Genomic DNA, 17,378 nt, shown 5'->3' with positions numbered 1-17,378 from the left:
GGTCCGGGTGTTCGCCGGCCGCGACTCGACCGGCGTGCGTGGCATTCGCCTGGCCGAAGGTGACACCGTCATCTCCATGGCCATCCTGCGCGCGGTCCCCGCCACGCCGGCCGAGCGCACGGCCTATCTGAAACACGCCAAGCTGATGCTCACCGCCACCGAAGGTGAGGACGGCGAGGAGGCTCCGGCGGCCGAGGACGACGAGGCCGAGGGCGACGACGTGATCAGCCTGACGCCGGAACGGATCGCCGAGCTAGGCGCGGCCGAGGAGATCATCCTCACCGTCTCCACCGAGGGCTTCGGCAAGCGGACCTCGGCCTATGAGTTCCGCCGCACCGGCCGCGGCGGCCAGGGCCTGCTGGCCCAGGACCTCACCAAGCGGGGTGGCCGGCTGGCCGCCTCGTTCCCGGTGGACGAGGCCGACCAGATCCTGCTGGTCACCGACCAGGGCCAGTTGATCCGCACGCCGGTGGGCCAGGTCCGCCTGGCGGGCCGCAACACCCAGGGCGTCACCATCTTCCGCAAGGCCGCCGACGAGCATGTGGTCTCAGTGGAACGGCTGGCCGACACCGGCGAGGACGAGGATGCGGTCGATCTCGACCTCATCGAAGAGCCCGGCGACGATGCTGCCGGGGACGGCGATGCGCCCGAGGCGGAGACCTAGGTCCTCCAGGGAGGCGCGGCTGCTGACGCTGCATCTGATCTGCGGCCGGAGGAACTGGCCCAGGCTGGGGTAAGATTGCGCTTGCCAGAACGCCGCTCCACGGCGAAAGGCGAAGGCGGAACAGTTGGGGGACCAGGGCCGTATGATGCGCATCGGGCTTTATCCGGGCACCTTCGACCCGATCCACAACGGCCACACCGATATCATCGGCCGGGCGGTGAAGCTGGTGGACAAGCTGGTCCTGGGCGTCGCCATCAACACCGGCAAGAGCCCGATGTTCTCCCTCGAGGAGCGGGTGGAGATCATCAAGGACGATGTCCGCGGCCTGACCCACGGCGCCGAGATCGTCGTCCAGCCCTTTGAGGGGCTGACCATGCAGTTCGCCCGCGAGATCGGCGCCTCGGTGATCGTGCGCGGCCTGCGCGCCGTGGCCGACTTCGAGTTCGAGTTCCAGATGACCGCCATGAACCAGCAGCTCGACCGCGAGATCGAGACCGTGTTCCTGATGGCCGACCCGCGCCACCAGGCCATCGCCTCCAAGCTGGTCAAGGAGATCGCGCTGCTGGGCGGGGAAGTCTCCAAGTTCGTCAGCCCGCAGGTGCGCGACCGGCTGATGGCCAAGGTCGGCCGCGCCTAATCCAAGCGGGCTGGCCCCGCGCCGCCCGGCCCATTACGAGTGCATCCATGAACCTGAAACCCACCCTGATCGCCGTGGCCCTGGCGGCCCTCGCCGCGAGCGCCGCCGCCCAGCCGAAGGCCAAGGCGCCGGCCAAGCCTGTGCCTCCGGCCGCCCCCAAGGCCTCTGACTTCCGCACCCCCAACCCCAACGATGTCCTGGTGGTCGACACCAACAAGGGCCGGATCATCGTGGAGATGATCCCCGAGGTGGCGCCCGCCCACGTGGAGCGGGTTCGCGAGCTGGCCAAGGCGCGGTTCTACGACGGCCACACCTTTTTCCGGGTGATCGAGAACTTCATGGACCAGACCGGCGACCCGGAGAACAAGGGCACGGGCGGCTCCACCAAGCCGGATATCGCCGGCGAGTTCACCTTCCGCCGTGGGCAGGAGACGCCGTTCACCCTGGCCGCCGACCAGACCATCTCGGAAACCGGCTTCATCAAGTCTCTGCCGGTGATGACCCAGTCGATGATGCTGGCCGCCATGACCAAGGACGGCAAGATTTCCGGCTGGGGCCTCTACTGCCCCGGCGTGATGGGCATGGCCCGGGGCGAGGACGTCAATTCCGCCAACAGCCAGTTTTTCTTCATGCGCGCCGGCTATCCCGCCCTGGAAAAGCGCTACACCGCCTGGGGCCGGGTGATCTCGGGCCAGGATGCGGTGCTGGCCATCAAGGTGGGCGAGCCGGTGGCCGATCCGCAGGACAAGATGGAACGCCTGCGCCTGCTGGCCGATATGCCTGAGGCGGAACGACCCAAGGTGCGGGTCATCGATCCGGCCAGCCCGTGGTTCAAGGCGGAGATCGCCCGCATGCGAGCCGCCAAAGGGGCCGACTTCTCGGCCTGTGACGTCAATATTCCTGTCGAGGTGAAGTGATGGATCCCGAAAACACCCTGGTCATGACCCTGGACACCGGTCCGGTGACCATCAAGCTGCGCCCTGACCTTGCGCCCGCCCACGTGGCTCGGATCAAGGAACTGACCCGCGAAGGTTTCTATGACGGCGTGGTCTTTCACCGGGTCATCCCGGGCTTCATGGCCCAGGGCGGCGACCCCACCGGCACCGGCTCGGGCGGCTCGTCGAAGCCCAACCTGCAGGCGGAGTTCAGCCGCGAGCCGCACGTGCGCGGCGTCTGTTCCATGGCCCGCACCGCCAGCCCCAACACCGCCAACAGCCAGTTCTTCGTCTGTTTCGACGACGCCAGCTTCCTCGACGGCCAGTACACGGTCTGGGGTGAGGTCACCGACGGCATCGACGCCGTGGATGCGCTGCCCAAGGGCGAGCCGCCGCGGGAGCCCGGCAAGATCGTCTCCATGAAGGTGGCGGCAGACGCCTAGGGAACGCCCGCCATGGCGCGCCTGAAGGTCTTCGTCACCTCGGACGGCCTCACTGACTTTGTGGTGGCGGCGAGCTCCAAGGCCAAGGCGCTGACCGCCTGGGACGTGCGCCAGGACCTGTTCAAGACCGGCCAGGCGCGGGAGACCGACGATCCCGCCCTGGTGAAGGCCGCGTCCGCCAAACCCGGAGAGGTGCTGCGCCGCCCGGCGGGGACCCACGATGCGCTGGCCAAGGTGAAGGGTCGAAAGGCGGCGCCCGCCGGACCCTCCAAGGCGGCCCTGCAGAAGGTCGCCGACCTGGAGGCCAGGCTTGAGGCCATTGACGCCGCCCACGACGCCGCCCAGGCGAAGATCGAGCGCGAGCGCGCCGACCTGGATGCGCGGGAAGAAGCCCTGAACGCCGGCCATGAGGCGAAGCGCGGCAAGCTGGACACGGCGCTCAGCGCGGCGCGACAGGCGCCAGGGTGACGATCAGCGGATAGTGGTCGGAGGCCAGCCGCGGGCCCCGCGCCACCTTTACCGTCGCCCAGCCGGCGCCCGCATACACATGGTCGATGGGCAGCACCGGCACGACGCCCAGCCACGGCGCCCGCCGGGATTGGACCGCTGGCCAGGAGAACAGGGCCCGGTCGCGGCGGATCAGGCCGAACTCGCGGTCCCAACGCCGGCGCGAGAACGACCAGGGCGTGGAATTGAAGTCGCCGGCGACGATGGCCCGGTCCCGGGGCAGACCATCCAGCAGCCGAGCGACGCGGGCTTCCTGCGCCTGCTGCAGGCTGACCTCGGTGGGCCAGGTGTAGTGGACGCCGATCACCGCGAAATCGCCTGCGGGTCCGTCGAAGCGGGCCATGGCCAGGGGCGCCGGCCCGTCCAGGGCGGGCAGGGGCCGGCGGTTGGCCGGCATGCGGCTGAGGATCATCACCTCGCGGCCTTCGCCGGTGACCTGCCAAAGGCCCCGGGCGGCGATCGCCGCGCGCAGGGGCGGGGTGGTCTCCTGCAGCACAATGATGTCGGCGTCCTGGGCGGCCAGCCAGTCGAGGGTACGGCTGTGGTCCTGGCTGCCGTACCAGACGTTGAACTGGATCAGCTTGAGCTGGCCCGGCGCGTCGGCGGCGGCGCGGGGACCGGCGTCGCGCAGGAACTCCGGCGCCATCAGCGCTCCCGCCGCCAGGACGGCCGCCGCGCCCGGGATCACCGCCAGCCACCGCGCCCAGCCGCGGAGAACCAGGCCCGTGATCACCGCCACGAGGCCGCCGGCGAACGCGATTGGCGCGAAGTGGGTTAGGATGTCCCATTCCAGGCTTGAACGGCCCAGGTGGCCAGCGCCCGCCACGCCCGCGCAGAGGACCGCGCCCAGCACGATCGGCGGCAGGAACAACACCGTCAGGGCGACTCGGGCTGAAGCCATCGCGACCGCCTCTAGCACGGCCCCGAGCTTGACGCGCGAGGCTGCGCATGGCCTTCACGCGGCCCTCATGCAGCTCGCCGATTTCGACTTCCACCTGCCGGACGACCGCATCGCGCTGAGGCCCGCGAGCCCCAGGGATTCGGCGCGCCTTCTGCTGGTGGCGCCGGGCGGGGAGCTGTCCGACCTGGCTGTCAGCGACCTGCCAGGACTGCTGCGGGCCGGGGACGTGCTGGTGCTCAACGACACCCGGGTGATCCCGGCGAGGCTCTCAGGCGTGCGAACCCGCGGCGAGAACCGGGTCGCCTGCGAGGCCACCCTGCACCGGCGGCTCTCGCCCCACGTCTGGACCGCCTTCATGCGGCCGGGCAAGCGGCTGGCGGCGGGGGACCGGGTGGCCTTCGGGTCCACGGACGACCGGGCCTGCCTGACCGGCGCCCTGGACGCCACCGTGCGCGGCAAGGGGGAGGGCGGCGAGGTGACGCTGGCCTTCGACCTGGCCGGGCCGGACCTGGACGCCGCCATCGCCGAGCGGGGCGCCATGCCGCTGCCCCCCTACATCGCCGCCAAGCGGGCGCAGGACGCCCAGGACCAGGCGGACTACCAGACCGTCTATGCCCGGGAGGACGGCTCGGTGGCGGCGCCCACGGCGGGGCTACACTTCACGCCGGGGTTGCTGGCGCGGCTGCAGGCAGCGGGGATCGGCACGGCCTTCGTCACCCTGCACGTGGGCGCCGGCACCTTCCTGCCCATGAAGACCGAGGTGATCGCCGAACACCGCATGCATGCGGAGTGGGGCGAGGTGGACGCCGCCACGGCCGGCCAGCTCAACGCCGTGCGGGCCGCCGGGGGGCGGATCGTCTGCGTCGGCACCACTTCCCTGCGGCTGCTGGAGTCAGCCACGGGCGAGGACGGGATCGTCCGTCCGTTCACGGACGAAACGGCAATCTTCATCACCCCGGGCTACCGGTTCCGCGCCGCCGATGGCCTGATCACCAACTTCCACCTGCCGAAGTCGACCCTGTTCATGCTGGTCTGCGCCTTCGCCGGCCTGCCGGTGATGCGGGCGGCCTACGACCACGCCATCGCCACGGGCTACCGGTTCTATTCCTACGGCGACGCCAGCCTCATCTGGAGGGCCGCCTGATGGCTGCATTCCCGTTCACGATCAGCGCCACCGACGGAGCGGCGCGCACGGGGGTGCTGTCGACGCCCCGGGGCGACATCCGCACGCCGGCCTTCATGCCCGTGGGGACAGCGGGGACGGTGAAGGCGCTGACGGTGGAGCAGGTGGCGCAGGCAGGCTCCGACATCCTCCTGGGCAACACCTATCACCTGATGCTGCGGCCCACGGCGGAGCGGGTGGCCCGGCTTGGCGGCCTGCACAGGTTCATGCGTTGGGAGAAGCCGATCCTCACCGACAGTGGCGGCTTCCAGGTGATGTCGCTGTCGAAGATCTCCAAGGTGAAGGAGGAGGCGGTGACCTTCCAGAGCCACCTGGACGGCTCGCGCCATGTGCTCACGCCGGAGCGGTCCATCGAGATCCAGGCCGACCTCTTGGGCTCCGACATCGTCATGCAGCTGGATGAATGCGTCTCCTGGCCGGCCGAGGAGGCCCGCGCCGCCGAGGCCATGCGCCTGTCGGCCCGCTGGGCGGATCGCTGCAAGGCCGCTTTCGGCGCCCGGGACACCCAGGCCCTGTTCGGCATCCAGCAGGGCTCCACCTTCGAGGCCCTGCGCCGGGAATCCTCAGAACGGCTGACGGAGAGCGGCTTCGACGGCTACGCCATCGGCGGCCTGGCTGTGGGCGAGGGCCACCAGGCCATGTGCGAGGTGCTGGACTATGCGCCGGGCCTGCTGCCACCCGAGCGGCCGCGCTACCTGATGGGGGTGGGCAAGCCCATCGACATCGTCGAGGCGGTGGCCCGGGGCGTGGACATGTTCGATTGCGTCCTGCCCACCCGCTCGGGCCGCCACGGCCAGGCCTGGACCTGGGACGGGCCGGTGAACCTGAAGAACGCCCGCTTTGCCGACGACGACACGCCCCTGGACGCGGAGAGCGCCTGCCAGGCCTCGTCGGCCTATTCCAAGGCCTATCTGCACCATCTGGTGAAGTCCGAGGAGATTCTCGGCCAGGTGCTGCTCTCCTGGCACAACATCGCCTTCTTCCAGGCCCTGATGGGCGGGTGTAGGGCGGCTATCGCGTCGGGTAGGTTGGACGCCTTGCGGGCGGACGTTCAGGCTCGGTCGGCGCGCGCGTCGGAAACTTCGGCTTAGGGTCCGCGGTGGGGACTTCCGAGCCGGCCAGTTCGTGCGAGGGGGTGGCCGGCGGCTTACAGCCCTTGGCCTCGCCCAGACCCTTCAGATAGGCCCGGCGCACCCCGCCCGCGGTGATCGCGTCCTGCACCAGGCTGTCGCGGCGCTCCGCCCCGGTCAGCCGCCGCACCCAGCTGCGGAACGGGATGGCGTCCGACGCGAACCCCGCCACCATGCCCAGGGCGGCCGAGCGGCCCTGGGCTGCGATGTCGCCCTCGCCCCGGTGCAGGTCGTAATCGGGGCCCAGCGCCTCCTCCAGCGGCAGGATCGCGGCGATCAGGCCCGCACAGCCCGGCAAGCGTGGCCGCGCATAGGGATCGGCCAGGGATTCCAGCAGGATCGGCGGCACCTTGGTGCGCAGCACGTTGAGGTCGCGCAACGGCGCCTTCACCGCGCCTTCCAGGCTTTCGCGGTTGGCCTCCGCGGCGGTCTGCACCTGCGGCGCGCCATCCTCGCGGGTGGTGGTGCAGGCGCAGACGAGGGCGCTCACGGCCAGAAGGGGAAGGACGATACGCATCGGCCGCGATCCTAACCCAGCTTGCGGCGGTGATAAGGCGGCGCGCGGCCTTGCGCAGCTGAGCCCCGGCGCCTAAGGTCCGCGCCGCTTCACCCGAGGTCCGCTGGACCGTCGCGTCGAGGGGGCCGGTAGCTCAGTGGTAGAGCATTCGACTTTTAATCGAATGGTCGTGAGTTCGATACTCACCCGGCCTACCAACGCGACGTTGCGCACCTTCGCCTTCCCCGGGTACGGGGAAGGGCCGCCTAAGGCGAAGCCCGGCGACAATGCGGGGAGGTGGACAGCAAGCTTCGTCCACATACTCACCCCATCGACCCGGACCTTCGGTCGTCGGGCGACTTCCCCGTACCGAGGAACGCACTGGAAGGTGCGTCAGAGACGGTGGAAGATCGCCCCCATCATGCGCAGACACCCCTCACTCTTACCGCTTGTGGTGGCGCTTGCGGTGGCCGCCGGCGGCCCTGGCCAGGCGACGACACTCAAGAGCACTGACAAATGGTGGGTGCACGATTGGGGCTGGTTCACCGCAGAGCCATCCTTCGCGCCTGGCCGGCTGAAGATCACGGTCGAGGTGGCGGAGATCCGGCGAACGAGCGGCGGCGGTCGAACGCCCACGTCGCACTACTGGGTGTTGGAGAAGACCGAGAGGCGGACGGACCGACCTGATCGGCGGCAATGGGTGGACGGACGGACCTGTGCGGCGCTGACCCGGGCGATGGTTGACCTGGCCAGGCTGCCCGCGGTGTCGATCCAGGTGGAGCCGCCGCCGATAGAAACGGACAGCCACGGCAATGTGTTGCTTCCCGTGCCTCCGCTGGATGGCGTGGTGGTGGTGATCGACGCCCCGACAGCTGACTATGGCCGACTGAGGATCGAGGGGACTTCTGCCGTCGGCGCCTGGGTCGAAGGGACGTTGGAGAAAGTGGCGCCCTGCTGGCGTGATGAGGCGCCGACGCTCGACCGATAGCGGGCCCTACCAATGCTTAGTTCAAGCGCCTAGATTACCTCCGCTGCGGCGGGCTACGAACGGCCCATCGGCGCGCCATGTCGGCCCCGATCCGGACGGTGGGTCCAGGCGTCTTCGCAAGAGCGCCTTCCCGCCGCAGCGCTTCTCACTGCTGCTGTTGTTGTTGCTGCTGGCGCTGCTGGTTCTCGTAGGACAGCGCGCCGGCGGGGGTGCGCCGGGCGCCGGCGGCGCGGGCGGACTTGGTCTGGGAGATGCGCATGAATTCCGGGTCGCTCATGGCCGCGCGGGCCCGGCGCACCAGGACGCCGACGGCCAGCTGGCTCTCGGTCTCGCCCTTGTAGACGCCGCGGGACGGCGGGACGTCGGAGTAGTCTCGGCCCACGGCGCAGCAGATGTGCCGCTCGCCGGCCTCGATGTTGTTGGTGGGGTCGAAGGCCACCCAGCGCAGGCTGGGCAGGAATACCTCCACCCAGGCGTGGGTGGCGTCGGGGTCGGAGCGGTCGCCGGCCTTGCGGTCGGTGAACAGGTAGCCGGAGACGTAGCGCGCCGGGATGCCCCAGGACCGGCAGATGGCGATCATCACGTGGGCGAAGTCCTGGCAGACCCCCTTGCGGGTCTTCAGGACGTCGTCGATGGGGCTGTCGGCGCGGGTGACGCCGGCCTCGTAGGCGAAGCCCTGGTAGACCACCTTGGCCAGTTCGCGCACGGCGGTGAGCGGGTCGCGGGCGCGGGTTCCGGCCAGGGCCTTCTCAGCCACGAAGGCAACCAGGGCCTCGGTCTCTCGGGCGAAGCCGTGGGGGTGCAGGAAGTCGAAGTTCTCGCCCCGCACGAAATCGGAGCGCAGGCGGTCCCACTCGCCGTTGTCCAGGGTGTCGGCCAGCACCGCCGGGGCCTCGGTTTCCACCGCCGAGCGGGCGGTGATAGTCAGGCGCTGGTGGGGCTGGGGCACGTCGAAGTGGTAGACGGCGTTGCCGAAGGTGTCGGGGTAGGAGAACATCTGCGAGGCCGGCTCCACCTCCAGGTCGAAGCTGATCAGCCGCTGGCGCAGGCCCTTCTGCGGCTGCATCCAGACCTCCATGACGCTTTCGCGCACGGGGTCGTCGTACTGGTACTGGGTCACGTGGCGGACTTCGAGAAGCACTGAGCTTGGTCCTTAGGTCGGCAGGCGCTGTTCGAGGGGATAGGCGACGAAGGCCTCGTAGAGGGCGCGGTGGATGGTGGCGCATTCGTCCAGCACGGAAGCCACGAAGGCGCTGGCGCCCTGGGCGTGCACCTCGTCCATGTCGGCGTACTCCAGGCGCGCCTTGAGGCGCCCGGCCAAGCGGTCAGGCCCGGCGTGGCCGGCCGCCTCCACATGCCGCGACAGGTGGGCAAGGTGCTCCTCGATGCGCGCGGTGCAAAAGCGGATGGAGCGTGGAAAATCCTCGTCCAGCAGCAGGAACTCCAGGATGAAGCGTGGCTGCATGTCGGCGGTATAGACCCGAAGGTACGGCTCCAGGGCGCAGGTCATCCGCAAGAGGCTGGTGAGGGCGAAGTGGTCGCTGATCGCCTTCTTGCGCCCGTCGCCGAAGCAGACCTCCAGCAGCGAGCCGATGAGCTGGGCGCGTTCCAGGTAGACCCCCAGCAGCAGGAACCGCCAGCCCTCGCCGTGGCTCATGGTGGAGTCCGCCGCGCCCTTGAACAGGTGCAGGTCGGCGATGGTCTCGTGCAGGAAGGCCTGCGAGCCGTCGGCGAAGGCCCGCCCAGCGTCCGGGTCGCTCATCCGCAGGTGAATCAGGTTGAGCCGCTCCCAGGTCTCGGTGGTGATCTGGTCGCGCACCTGGCGGGCGTTCTCCCGGGCCAGCGCCAGGGAGGAGGTCACCGAGCCGGCGTCCTCGCGGTCCAGCACCAGGGCCAGGGCGGCCTCGTAGGGGTTCTTGGCCTTCCTGGCGTCGGCGTCGCCCACGGCGGTGAGGGCGATGCGGGCCACCTGGGTGGCGGCCTCCGACCGGTCGAGGGTGGCGGTGAGCATCACGTCGGAGAGCCGGCACAGGTGCTCGGCGCGCTCCACGTAGCGGCCGATCCAGTAGAGGCTGTCGGCGACCCGGGCGAGCATCATGCGCGAGCCTCCTCGCCGTCCAGGACCCAGGTGTCCTTGGAGCCGCCGCCCTGGCTGGAGTTGACCACCAGGGAGCCCTTGCGCAGGGCTACGCGCGTGAGGGCGCCGGGGGTCACAACGATCTTCTCGCCGCACAGGATGAACGGCCGCAGGTCCACGTGGCGGGACTCAATGGCCTGGCCGATCAGGCAGGGGGCGGTGGAAAGCTGAATGGTCGGCTGGGCGATGTAGTTCTCGGGGTCGGCGCTTAGCGCCTGGGCGAACTCGTCGCGCTCGGCCTGGGTGGAGTGGGGCCCCACCAGCATGCCGTAGCCGCCAGACGCGCCCACCGCCTTGACCACCAGCTTGTCCAGATTGGCCAGCACGTGGCTGAGTTGCGCCGGCTCGCGGCACAGGTAGGTCTCGATGTTGGGCAGGATGGCGTCCTCGCCCAGGTAGTAGCGGATGATCTCCGGAACGTAGGCATAGACCGCCTTGTCGTCCGCGACCCCTGTACCCGGCGCGTTGCAGATCACCACGTTGCCGGCCCGGTAGGCGTTGAACAGGCCCGCGGCGCCCAGCCCCGAATCCCGGCGGAAGGTGAGGGGATCGATGAAGTCGTCATCCACGCGGCGGTAGATCACGTCGATCCGGCGCAGGCCTTGCGTGGTTCGCATGTAGACCATGTTGTCATGGACCACGAGGTCGCGGCCCTCGACCAGCGGCGCGCCCATCAGGCGGGCCAGGTAGGCGTGCTCGAAGTAGGCGGAGTTGTAGACGCCAGGCGTCAGCACCACGACCTGGGGGTTCGGCCGCCAGTCCGCCGCCATGCTCTTCAGGGTTGAGAGCAGCATGTCGGGATAGCGGTCGACGGAACGCACGCCCGCCCCGCGGAAGGTGCCCGGGAACACCCGCTTGGACGCCTCGCGGTTGGCCAGCATGTAGGAGACCCCGGAGGGGACCCGCAGGTTGTCCTCCAGCACCGCGAAGGCGCCGTCGGGCTGGCGGATCAGGTCGGAGCCGCAGACGTTGGCGTAGGCCTGGTGCGGCACATAGAGGTTCTGCATCACCCGGCGGTAGGACGGCGCACGCAGGATCAGCTCGCGCGGCACCACCCCGTCCATCAGAATCCGCTGCTCGGAATATATGTCGGCCAGGAACATGTTCAGCGCGCGCAGGCGTTGCGTCAGGCCGGTCTCGATCTTCGCCCACTCCGGACCCGGGATGATCCGGGGCAGCAGGTCGGTGGGGATGATCCGTTCCGTGGAGCTCTCCGCCCCGTAGACCGTGAAGGTGATGCCCTGCAGCAGGAAGAACCGCTCCAGGGTCCGCTGCCGCTCGGCCAGTTCGTCGGGGCCCAGGGTGGCCAGGCGAGCCTGCAGGGCGGCGTAGTGCGTCCGCACCTCGTCCTTGGGCGTGCGCATCTCGTCATACGGCGACGGCGTGGCCTCAAGATCGACGACGGCCCGCTCGGACCGCTTCATGCTCACCACGCCCGACTCCACGCCTGTCCGTCCTGCGCCATCCCTACTGGTGTAGGACCCTAGGCGTTTCGCAGGAAGATGCCGTGGAAAAGTCGCGCGCGTCCATGCTGTCCGCGACCCCTGCCCAGGGAATGGGCAGGCGCCTGCGACGGAGCGATCCCGTGACAGGTCCGCCCATGGCGGCTACATCGGCCAGGAGGGGCGCGCGCAGGGATTCTCTAGGCTTGGCTCGAGTGGTCTACGCCGTCGCCGCCGCAGCAGCGGCCTTGTGCGCCCAGGGTGCGGCCGGCGCCGCCAGGGCCGACGAACCGCGCGCCGCGATCCAGGGCGAACTCGAAGCCAGCCTGCGCACCGCCATCGTCCGCGCCGTGGGCGAGACCGACCGCCCCATCCAGAACCGCTTCGAGGCCCGGAGGCGCGCCCGCGCCGCCGCCGAGGACGCCATCGCGGTGCTGCGCTCGGAGGGCTACTACGCTTATCAGGTCGAGCCCGAGGTGGGCGACGACGAGGACGCACCTGCCCCGGTGGTGCAGGTCACCCCCGGCCCCCGGTTCGCGCTCACCGCCCCGCGCATCGCCTGGGAAGGCCCGCGCCCCGACGAAATCACCGAGGCCGCCGCCGACCAGGCCCTGGACCTGCATCCCAGAGCGCCGGCCCGCGCCGCCGACATCGTCAGCGCCGAGGGCCGTGCGGTGGCGGCGGTGCAGAAGCGCGGCTACGCCGACGTGACGGCCCAGCCCCGCGAGGTGGTGGTCGACCACGCCGACTTCAGCGTCCAGCCCACCTACCGCATCGCCGCCGGGCCGCTGGTGCGCCTGGACGGCCTGGACCTGACCAACAGCGGGCGCACGGACCGCGCCTGGCTGCGGGCCCTGGCGCCCTGGACCTCCGGCGAGCCCTACGATCCGGAGGACGTGGCGGAACTGGAACGGCGGCTGCTCGACACCGGCGTCTATGAGTCCGTCACCGTGGCGCTGGCCCCCACCGCCCAGACCACGGCGGAGGGCCTGCGGCCGATCGTGGTCAGCCTGGCCGAGCGCAAGCGGCGCACGCTTGAGCTGGGCGCCAGCTATTCCACCAGCGAAGGGGCGGGCCTCGACGCCCGCTGGACCCGCTACAATGTGCTGGGCCGGGCCGACACCCTGGCCCTGATCGGCCGCGCCTCCCGGATCGACAGCCGGCTGCAGGTCGATCTCACCCTGCCGCACTGGCTGCGGCCCCAGCAGACCCTGCGCACCGCCGCGGCGGTCTATCGCCTGCGTACCGACGCCTATGACGAGACCGGCGCCGGCGTGCGCGCCGACGTCACTCGCCGCTACGGCAAGACCTCCTATGTCACCGTGGGCGCCTCGGCCGACCTCAGCCGCACCTACGAAATCTCCTTGGGCGTCCTGGCGCCCATCAGCCGCGACGTGGCGACCCTGGCCCTGCTCAGCGATCTGGCGCTGGACCGCTCGGACGATCCGCTGAACCCGAAGCGCGGATGGAAATTCAGCGCCCGGGCCGAGCCGACCCTGCTGGTGGGCGACGAGAACCTGCCCTACCTGAAGGCCCAGACCCAGGGCTCAGCCTACCTGCCGCTGGGGCCGCAGGCGCGCACGGTGCTGGCCGGACGGGTGCGCCTGGGCAGCATCGTCAACGGTGCGATCCGCGACATCCCGGCCTCGCGGCGGTTCTATGCCGGGGGCGGCGGCTCGGTGCGGGGCTTCGGCTACCAGGATGTGGGCCCTGAGCTTGCCGACGGCACGCCGCAGGGCGGACTGTCGTTGCTGGAGAGCTCGTTCGAGGTGCGCCACGACCTGAGCCAGCGCTGGGGCCTGGCGGGCTTCGTGGACGCCGGCGCGGTGGGCACGGACCACTTCCCCGGTGTCACCGAGCTGGCCATCGGGGTAGGGGCGGGCGTGCGTTACAACTTGGGCTTCGCGCCGATCCGGGTGGACGTGGCGGTTCCGGTTAGCAAGCGGCGCGACAGCGCGCCCTTCCAACTCTACGTCAGCATCGGGCAGGCGTTTTGACCGACGCCCCGGATACTACCACAGAAGCCGCCATCAAGCGCGGAATTCCCCGGGCGCTGGTGGCGATCCTGGTGGGCGTCGCCGTGGTGCTGGCGGGCCTGCTGGGGGCCGGCCGCTACGGGGTGCTTTTGCCCCAGGCGCGACTGCTGATCGAGGCGCGCACCGACGGTCTGAAGATCGGCCGCCTGGGCCGGCTGAAGATCGAGGGTCTGTCCGGCGACGTGCTGCGCGACTTCACCATCCGCCGGCTGACCGTGCGCGATGAACAGGGGGTCTGGCTGGAGGCCAACAACGTCCACATGCGCTGGCGCTCCGGTGACCTGTTGCGGCGCCGGTTCCATGCGGAGCGTATCGAGGCGCAGAACCTTCGCCTGCTGCGCCGCCCCACCCTGACGCCGAAGGGCAAGGACCAGGGCCTGCCAGTCTCGTTCCACATCACCGAGGCGCGCACCCGGGTGGAAATGGCCCCGGCGTTCAGCTACCGCGCCGGGGTCTATGACCTGGCCCTGGCGCTGGATGTGGAGCGGCGCGGCGGCCAGCAGGGGCGGGTACGGGCGGCCAGCGTGCTGCATGCCGGCGACTATCTGAACGTCGACTTCGACCTCTCGCGCACCCGGCCCCTGAAGCTGGTCGCCGACGCCCTGGAGGCCCGCGGCGGGGCGCTGGCCGGGGCGCTGGGCCTGCCCGTCGACCAGCCCTTCGTCCTGAAGATCGTCGCGGGGGGGCAGATGTCGAAGGGCCGCTTCACCGCGATCGCGCGCACCGGCGCGGCGACGCCGCTGTCGGCGCAAGGGACCTGGACCCCGGACGGCGGACGGGCGGACGGGCGGCTCTCGCTGGCCGCCTCGGCGCTGACCGCCCGGCACGCCCGGCGCTTTGGTCCTGAAGCTGTGTTCTCGCTTTCGGGGCGCAAGGCGCAGGCCTCGCTGTTCGACCTGGACGGCCGGATCGCGTCGGAGAACCTGACCGTCAGCGCGCGGGGGCAGGGCAACCTGTGGGAGCGGCGGCTGGGACCGGCGGGCCTCAGCCTGGACGTCCGGACCGGCGCCCTGTCGCGCATCGTCGGCGGCCCGAGCCTGGGGGCGGCGCGGGTCAACGGGGCCCTGACCGGCAAGCTCGTCGACTGGCGCTTCGCCGGCCGCGGCGTGGTGTCCGACGCCAGCCTGGGCGGCTACGGGCTCAGCCAGGCCGGCGGCCCGCTGCAGGTGGCCGGCAAGGCGGGGGCCATCGCGGTGAAGGCCGACCTCACGGGCGCCGGCGGCCGCGGTGACGGCTGGGTGGCGGCCATGCTGGGCGCCGCTCCCCGCGCGAAGCTGGACGGGGAACGGCTGGCCGACGGGCGGCTGCTGCTGCGGGACCTGGCGGTAACCGGGCGGGGCCTGAAGGTGCAGGCCAGCGGCGCGCGGGGCGTTCTGGGGGGGCTGAGCTTCAAGGGCCGGGCGGACCTCTCCAACCTGGCCGAGGCGCGCAGGGGCGCGGCGGGGGCGGCGCAGGTGACTTGGTCGGCCAGCCAGGGCCGCGCCGGCCAGCCATGGAGTATCACCCTGGACGCCCGCGGCGAGCGCTTCGCCACCGGCTATGCGGAGTTGGACCGGCTGCTGGGCGCGCGGCCGCAACTGAAGGCCCAAGGCGCCTTGCAGGGCGGGCGAGTGGCCGTGGCGCGGGCCGAACTGAATGGCGCGGCGCTGAACGCCACCACCAGCGGCGCCCTGGCCGCCGACCGCAGCCTGGCCTTCACGGTCGACTGGAGCGCCAGCGGGCCGTTCCGCGCCGGCCCGGTGGAGATCGCCGGCAAAGCCCGCGGCGCCGGCTCGGTCACCGGGTCGCTCAGCGCGCCGCAACTGGACCTGACGGCCGATGTGGACGCCATCGACCTGCCGCGGCTGCCGCTGACCAACGCCAAGCTGAGCCTGAGCTTCCTGCGCCGCGCGGAAGGCTCCAGCGGGGTGATCGCGGTGCGCGCCGACAGCGCCCACGGCCCGGCGGTGGGGCGTTCGGCGTTCCGCTTCCCGGGCGGCGGCGTGGACCTGACCGACCTGACGGTGGACGCCGGCGGAATGCAGGCCCAGGGCGCGCTGTCGCTGCGCAGCCGCTCGCCCTCTTCCGCGGACTTGCAGATCGTGATGACGCCAGGCGCCTTCCTGGCGGCCGGACGGCTGGCCGGGACCGTGCGGATCGTCGACGCCGCCGGTGGCGCGCGAGCGACCCTGAACCTCACCGGCGAGAACACCCGGCTACCCGGTACGGGCTTCGCCGCCCGCGCCCTGCGCATCACCGCCGACGGACCCTTGGCACGGCTGCCCTACGCCGCCCAGGCGCAGGGGGCGTCGCCCCGCGGCCCCTGGGCGTTCGATGGCCGCGGCGTGCTGGCCCAGGCGCAGCCTGGCTACGCGCTCAGCTTCGACGGGACGGGCCGGCTGGGGGACCGCAACCTGCGCACCGTGGAGACCGCCACCGCCAGGTTCGGCGGGCCGGAGCGCTCGGCGCGGCTGCGTCTGGCGGCCTCGGACGGCGGGCGCATCGACCTCAACGGACGGCTGGGCGGCGACCTAGCCGAAGTCCGCGCTCAGGTGGCGGGCCTGGGTCTGGGCCTGCTGGACCCAGACCTCGCCGGGCGGTTCGACGCGACGTTCGCCCTACAGGGACGCGGCCAGCGGCTGGACGGCACGATGAACGCCCGTTTGGCCGGCGCCCGGGGCCGCGGGGCGCCGGCCGCCTCCGGAATCGACGGGGTGGTGCAGGCCAGGCTCGCCGACAGCCAGATCCTGCTGGACGCCCAGGCCACCAACGCCCAGGGCCTGAGGGCCAACGCCAACCTGGTTCTGCCGGCGGAGAGCTCGGCCAGCCCGTTCCGGGTGGCGATCGCCCGCCAGCGGCCCCTGCGTGGCAAGTTCTTCGCCGAAGGGGAGGTGAGCCCGCTCTGGGACCTGCTGGTGGGCGGTGAGCGCAGCCTGTCAGGACGCGTGCGCACCGAAGGGATCCTCGCCGGGACCCTGGCGGACCCCAGCGCCTCGGGCCAGATCGCCGTGGACGCGGGCCGCTTCGACGACGGCGCCTCGGGTCTGTCCCTGCGCAACGTCAGCCTGCGTGCCGGCTTCGTGCAAAGCGCGGTGAACGTCACCGAAGCCAGCGGCGTGGACGGCCGGGGCGGCTCGGTCACCGGCGCGGGCCGCATCAGCCTGCTCCGCGACGGGGTCTCCAGCTTCCGCCTGGACCTGAAGGGCTTCCGGCTGATCGACAACGACCAGGCCACCGCCTCGGCCACCGGCCAGGCCACCATCGACCGGGGCGCCAACGGCAAGGTTCGGCTCGCCGGCGCGCTGACCATCGACCGGGCCGACGTGGCCGCCGACCTGCCGCAGCCTTCCGGGGTGGTGGCCATGGACGTGATCGAGAAGAACCGGCCCGAGGCGCTGGCCGTGTCCCTGCCGGAGGCCAACCGGCGCGGCCAGGGCTGGGCGCTGGATGTGACCCTCACGGCGCCGCGCCGGGTGTTCCTGCGCGGCCGGGGCCTGGACGTGGAGCTGTCCCTGGACGCCCGGGTGCAGGGCACCACCTCGCGGCCCGAACTGAGTGGAACCGCCCGGGTGGTGCGCGGCGACTACGACTTTGCAGGCAAGCGCTTCGAGTTCGACACCCAGAGCGTGGTCTTCCTCTCCACCCGGCCGCAAAACATCCGGCTGCAACTGACCGCCACCCGCGACGATCCCTCGCTGACGGCGGCGGTGCGCATCCGCGGCACCGCGGCCCGCCCCGACGTGACCCTGACCTCGGTGCCGGCGCTGCCCAACGACGAGGTGCTGTCGCAGGTGCTGTTCGGGCGCTCGGCGTCCCAGCTACCGGCCCTGGAGGCCGCGCAACTGGCCTCGGCCCTGGCGGCGCTGTCCGGGGGCGGCGGGCTGGATGTGATCGGTAACC

Annotated in this window: 15 protein-coding genes and 1 tRNA gene; 11 read left to right on the top strand and 5 right to left on the bottom strand. The window is 71.2% G+C overall.

Features of this window, described 5'->3' with window-relative positions; all coding sequences use genetic code 11:
* From ACLL81_RS07655 to ACLL81_RS07635, 5 genes are all read left to right on the top strand, one after another.
* On the top strand, positions 1-664 hold a 664-nt coding region (locus ACLL81_RS07655; RefSeq protein ID WP_411287754.1), incomplete at its 5' end, for a DNA gyrase C-terminal beta-propeller domain-containing protein.
* Between the two features lie 145 nt (positions 665-809).
* Positions 810-1,301 carry a pantetheine-phosphate adenylyltransferase gene (gene coaD, locus ACLL81_RS07650; RefSeq protein ID WP_411287753.1) on the top strand — a complete coding sequence of 164 codons (492 nt, stop codon included), beginning with the start codon at positions 810-812 and terminating at the stop codon, positions 1,299-1,301.
* Positions 1,302-1,348: 47 nt separating this feature from the next.
* The gene (locus ACLL81_RS07645) at positions 1,349-2,218 is read left to right on the top strand and encodes a peptidylprolyl isomerase (protein ID WP_411287752.1); all 870 of its coding nucleotides are present in this window, start codon (positions 1,349-1,351) and stop codon (positions 2,216-2,218) included.
* Positions 2,218-2,679 carry a peptidylprolyl isomerase gene (locus ACLL81_RS07640; RefSeq protein WP_411287751.1) on the top strand — a complete coding sequence of 154 codons (462 nt, stop codon included), beginning with the start codon at positions 2,218-2,220 and terminating at the stop codon, positions 2,677-2,679. Before ACLL81_RS07645 ends, ACLL81_RS07640 begins: the two co-directional genes overlap by 1 nt.
* 12 nt (positions 2,680-2,691) lie before the next feature.
* Positions 2,692-3,147 carry a hypothetical protein gene (locus ACLL81_RS07635; protein ID WP_411287750.1) on the top strand — a complete coding sequence of 152 codons (456 nt, stop codon included), beginning with the start codon at positions 2,692-2,694 and terminating at the stop codon, positions 3,145-3,147.
* On the opposite strand, the gene ACLL81_RS07630 is transcribed toward ACLL81_RS07635, so the two are convergent.
* The gene (locus tag ACLL81_RS07630) at positions 3,119-4,087 is read right to left on the bottom strand and encodes an endonuclease/exonuclease/phosphatase family protein (protein ID WP_411287749.1); all 969 of its coding nucleotides are present in this window, start codon (positions 4,085-4,087) and stop codon (positions 3,119-3,121) included. The two genes, ACLL81_RS07635 and ACLL81_RS07630, sit on opposite strands and share 29 nt — an antisense overlap.
* A gap of 67 nt (positions 4,088-4,154) precedes the next feature.
* Between ACLL81_RS07630 and queA the strand changes: the two genes are divergently transcribed.
* Together queA and tgt are read left to right on the top strand one after the other, a co-directional pair.
* A complete protein-coding gene (queA, locus tag ACLL81_RS07625) occupies positions 4,155-5,231 on the top strand; it encodes a tRNA preQ1(34) S-adenosylmethionine ribosyltransferase-isomerase QueA (protein WP_411287748.1) in 1,077 nt (358 codons plus the stop codon).
* Entirely contained in the window at positions 5,231-6,361 is a 1,131-nt protein-coding gene (gene tgt / locus ACLL81_RS07620; RefSeq protein WP_411287747.1) for a tRNA guanosine(34) transglycosylase Tgt, read from the top strand. The genes queA and tgt overlap by 1 nt, the downstream gene beginning before the upstream one ends.
* Here the strand turns inward: tgt and ACLL81_RS07615 are convergent.
* On the bottom strand, positions 6,282-6,917 hold the full coding sequence (locus ACLL81_RS07615; protein WP_411287746.1) for a hypothetical protein: 636 nt from the start codon (positions 6,915-6,917) through the stop codon (positions 6,282-6,284). The two genes, tgt and ACLL81_RS07615, sit on opposite strands and share 80 nt — an antisense overlap.
* A gap of 122 nt (positions 6,918-7,039) precedes the next feature.
* Between ACLL81_RS07615 and ACLL81_RS07610 the strand changes: the two genes are divergently transcribed.
* Together ACLL81_RS07610 and ACLL81_RS07605 are read left to right on the top strand one after the other, a co-directional pair.
* Positions 7,040-7,114, top strand: a tRNA-Lys gene (locus ACLL81_RS07610).
* A gap of 203 nt (positions 7,115-7,317) precedes the next feature.
* Positions 7,318-7,884, top strand: a complete 567-nt coding sequence (locus ACLL81_RS07605; protein WP_411287745.1) for a hypothetical protein — start codon at positions 7,318-7,320, stop codon at positions 7,882-7,884.
* A gap of 145 nt (positions 7,885-8,029) precedes the next feature.
* Here ACLL81_RS07605 and ACLL81_RS07600 read toward each other — a convergent pair whose 3' ends face one another.
* From ACLL81_RS07600 to ACLL81_RS07590, 3 genes are read right to left on the bottom strand one after another with little or no spacing between them, the layout of a single operon-like run.
* On the bottom strand, positions 8,030-9,025 hold the full coding sequence (locus ACLL81_RS07600; protein WP_411287744.1) for a transglutaminase family protein: 996 nt from the start codon (positions 9,023-9,025) through the stop codon (positions 8,030-8,032).
* Positions 9,026-9,037: 12 nt separating this feature from the next.
* Positions 9,038-9,982, bottom strand: coding sequence for an alpha-E domain-containing protein (locus ACLL81_RS07595; protein ID WP_411287743.1), 945 nt, complete (start codon positions 9,980-9,982; stop codon positions 9,038-9,040).
* A complete protein-coding gene (locus ACLL81_RS07590; RefSeq protein ID WP_411287755.1) occupies positions 9,979-11,445 on the bottom strand; it encodes a circularly permuted type 2 ATP-grasp protein in 1,467 nt (488 codons plus the stop codon). The genes ACLL81_RS07595 and ACLL81_RS07590 overlap by 4 nt, the downstream gene beginning before the upstream one ends.
* Before the next feature lie 176 nt (positions 11,446-11,621).
* Between ACLL81_RS07590 and ACLL81_RS07585 the strand changes: the two genes are divergently transcribed.
* Positions 11,622-13,460 (top strand): autotransporter assembly complex protein TamA, encoded by a 1,839-nt coding sequence (locus ACLL81_RS07585; protein WP_411287742.1) that lies wholly within the window; start codon positions 11,622-11,624, stop codon positions 13,458-13,460.
* A partial coding sequence (locus tag ACLL81_RS07580) for a translocation/assembly module TamB domain-containing protein (protein WP_411287741.1) occupies positions 13,457-17,378 on the top strand: 3,922 nt, incomplete at its 3' end. The genes ACLL81_RS07585 and ACLL81_RS07580, both read left to right, overlap by 4 nt.

The organism is Phenylobacterium sp., assembly GCF_046590535.1.
Classification (GTDB): Bacteria; Pseudomonadota; Alphaproteobacteria; order Caulobacterales; family Caulobacteraceae; genus Phenylobacterium.
The sequence above is the reverse complement of the archived record's forward strand: the minus strand, read 5'-3'. Positions and strand labels throughout refer to the sequence as shown.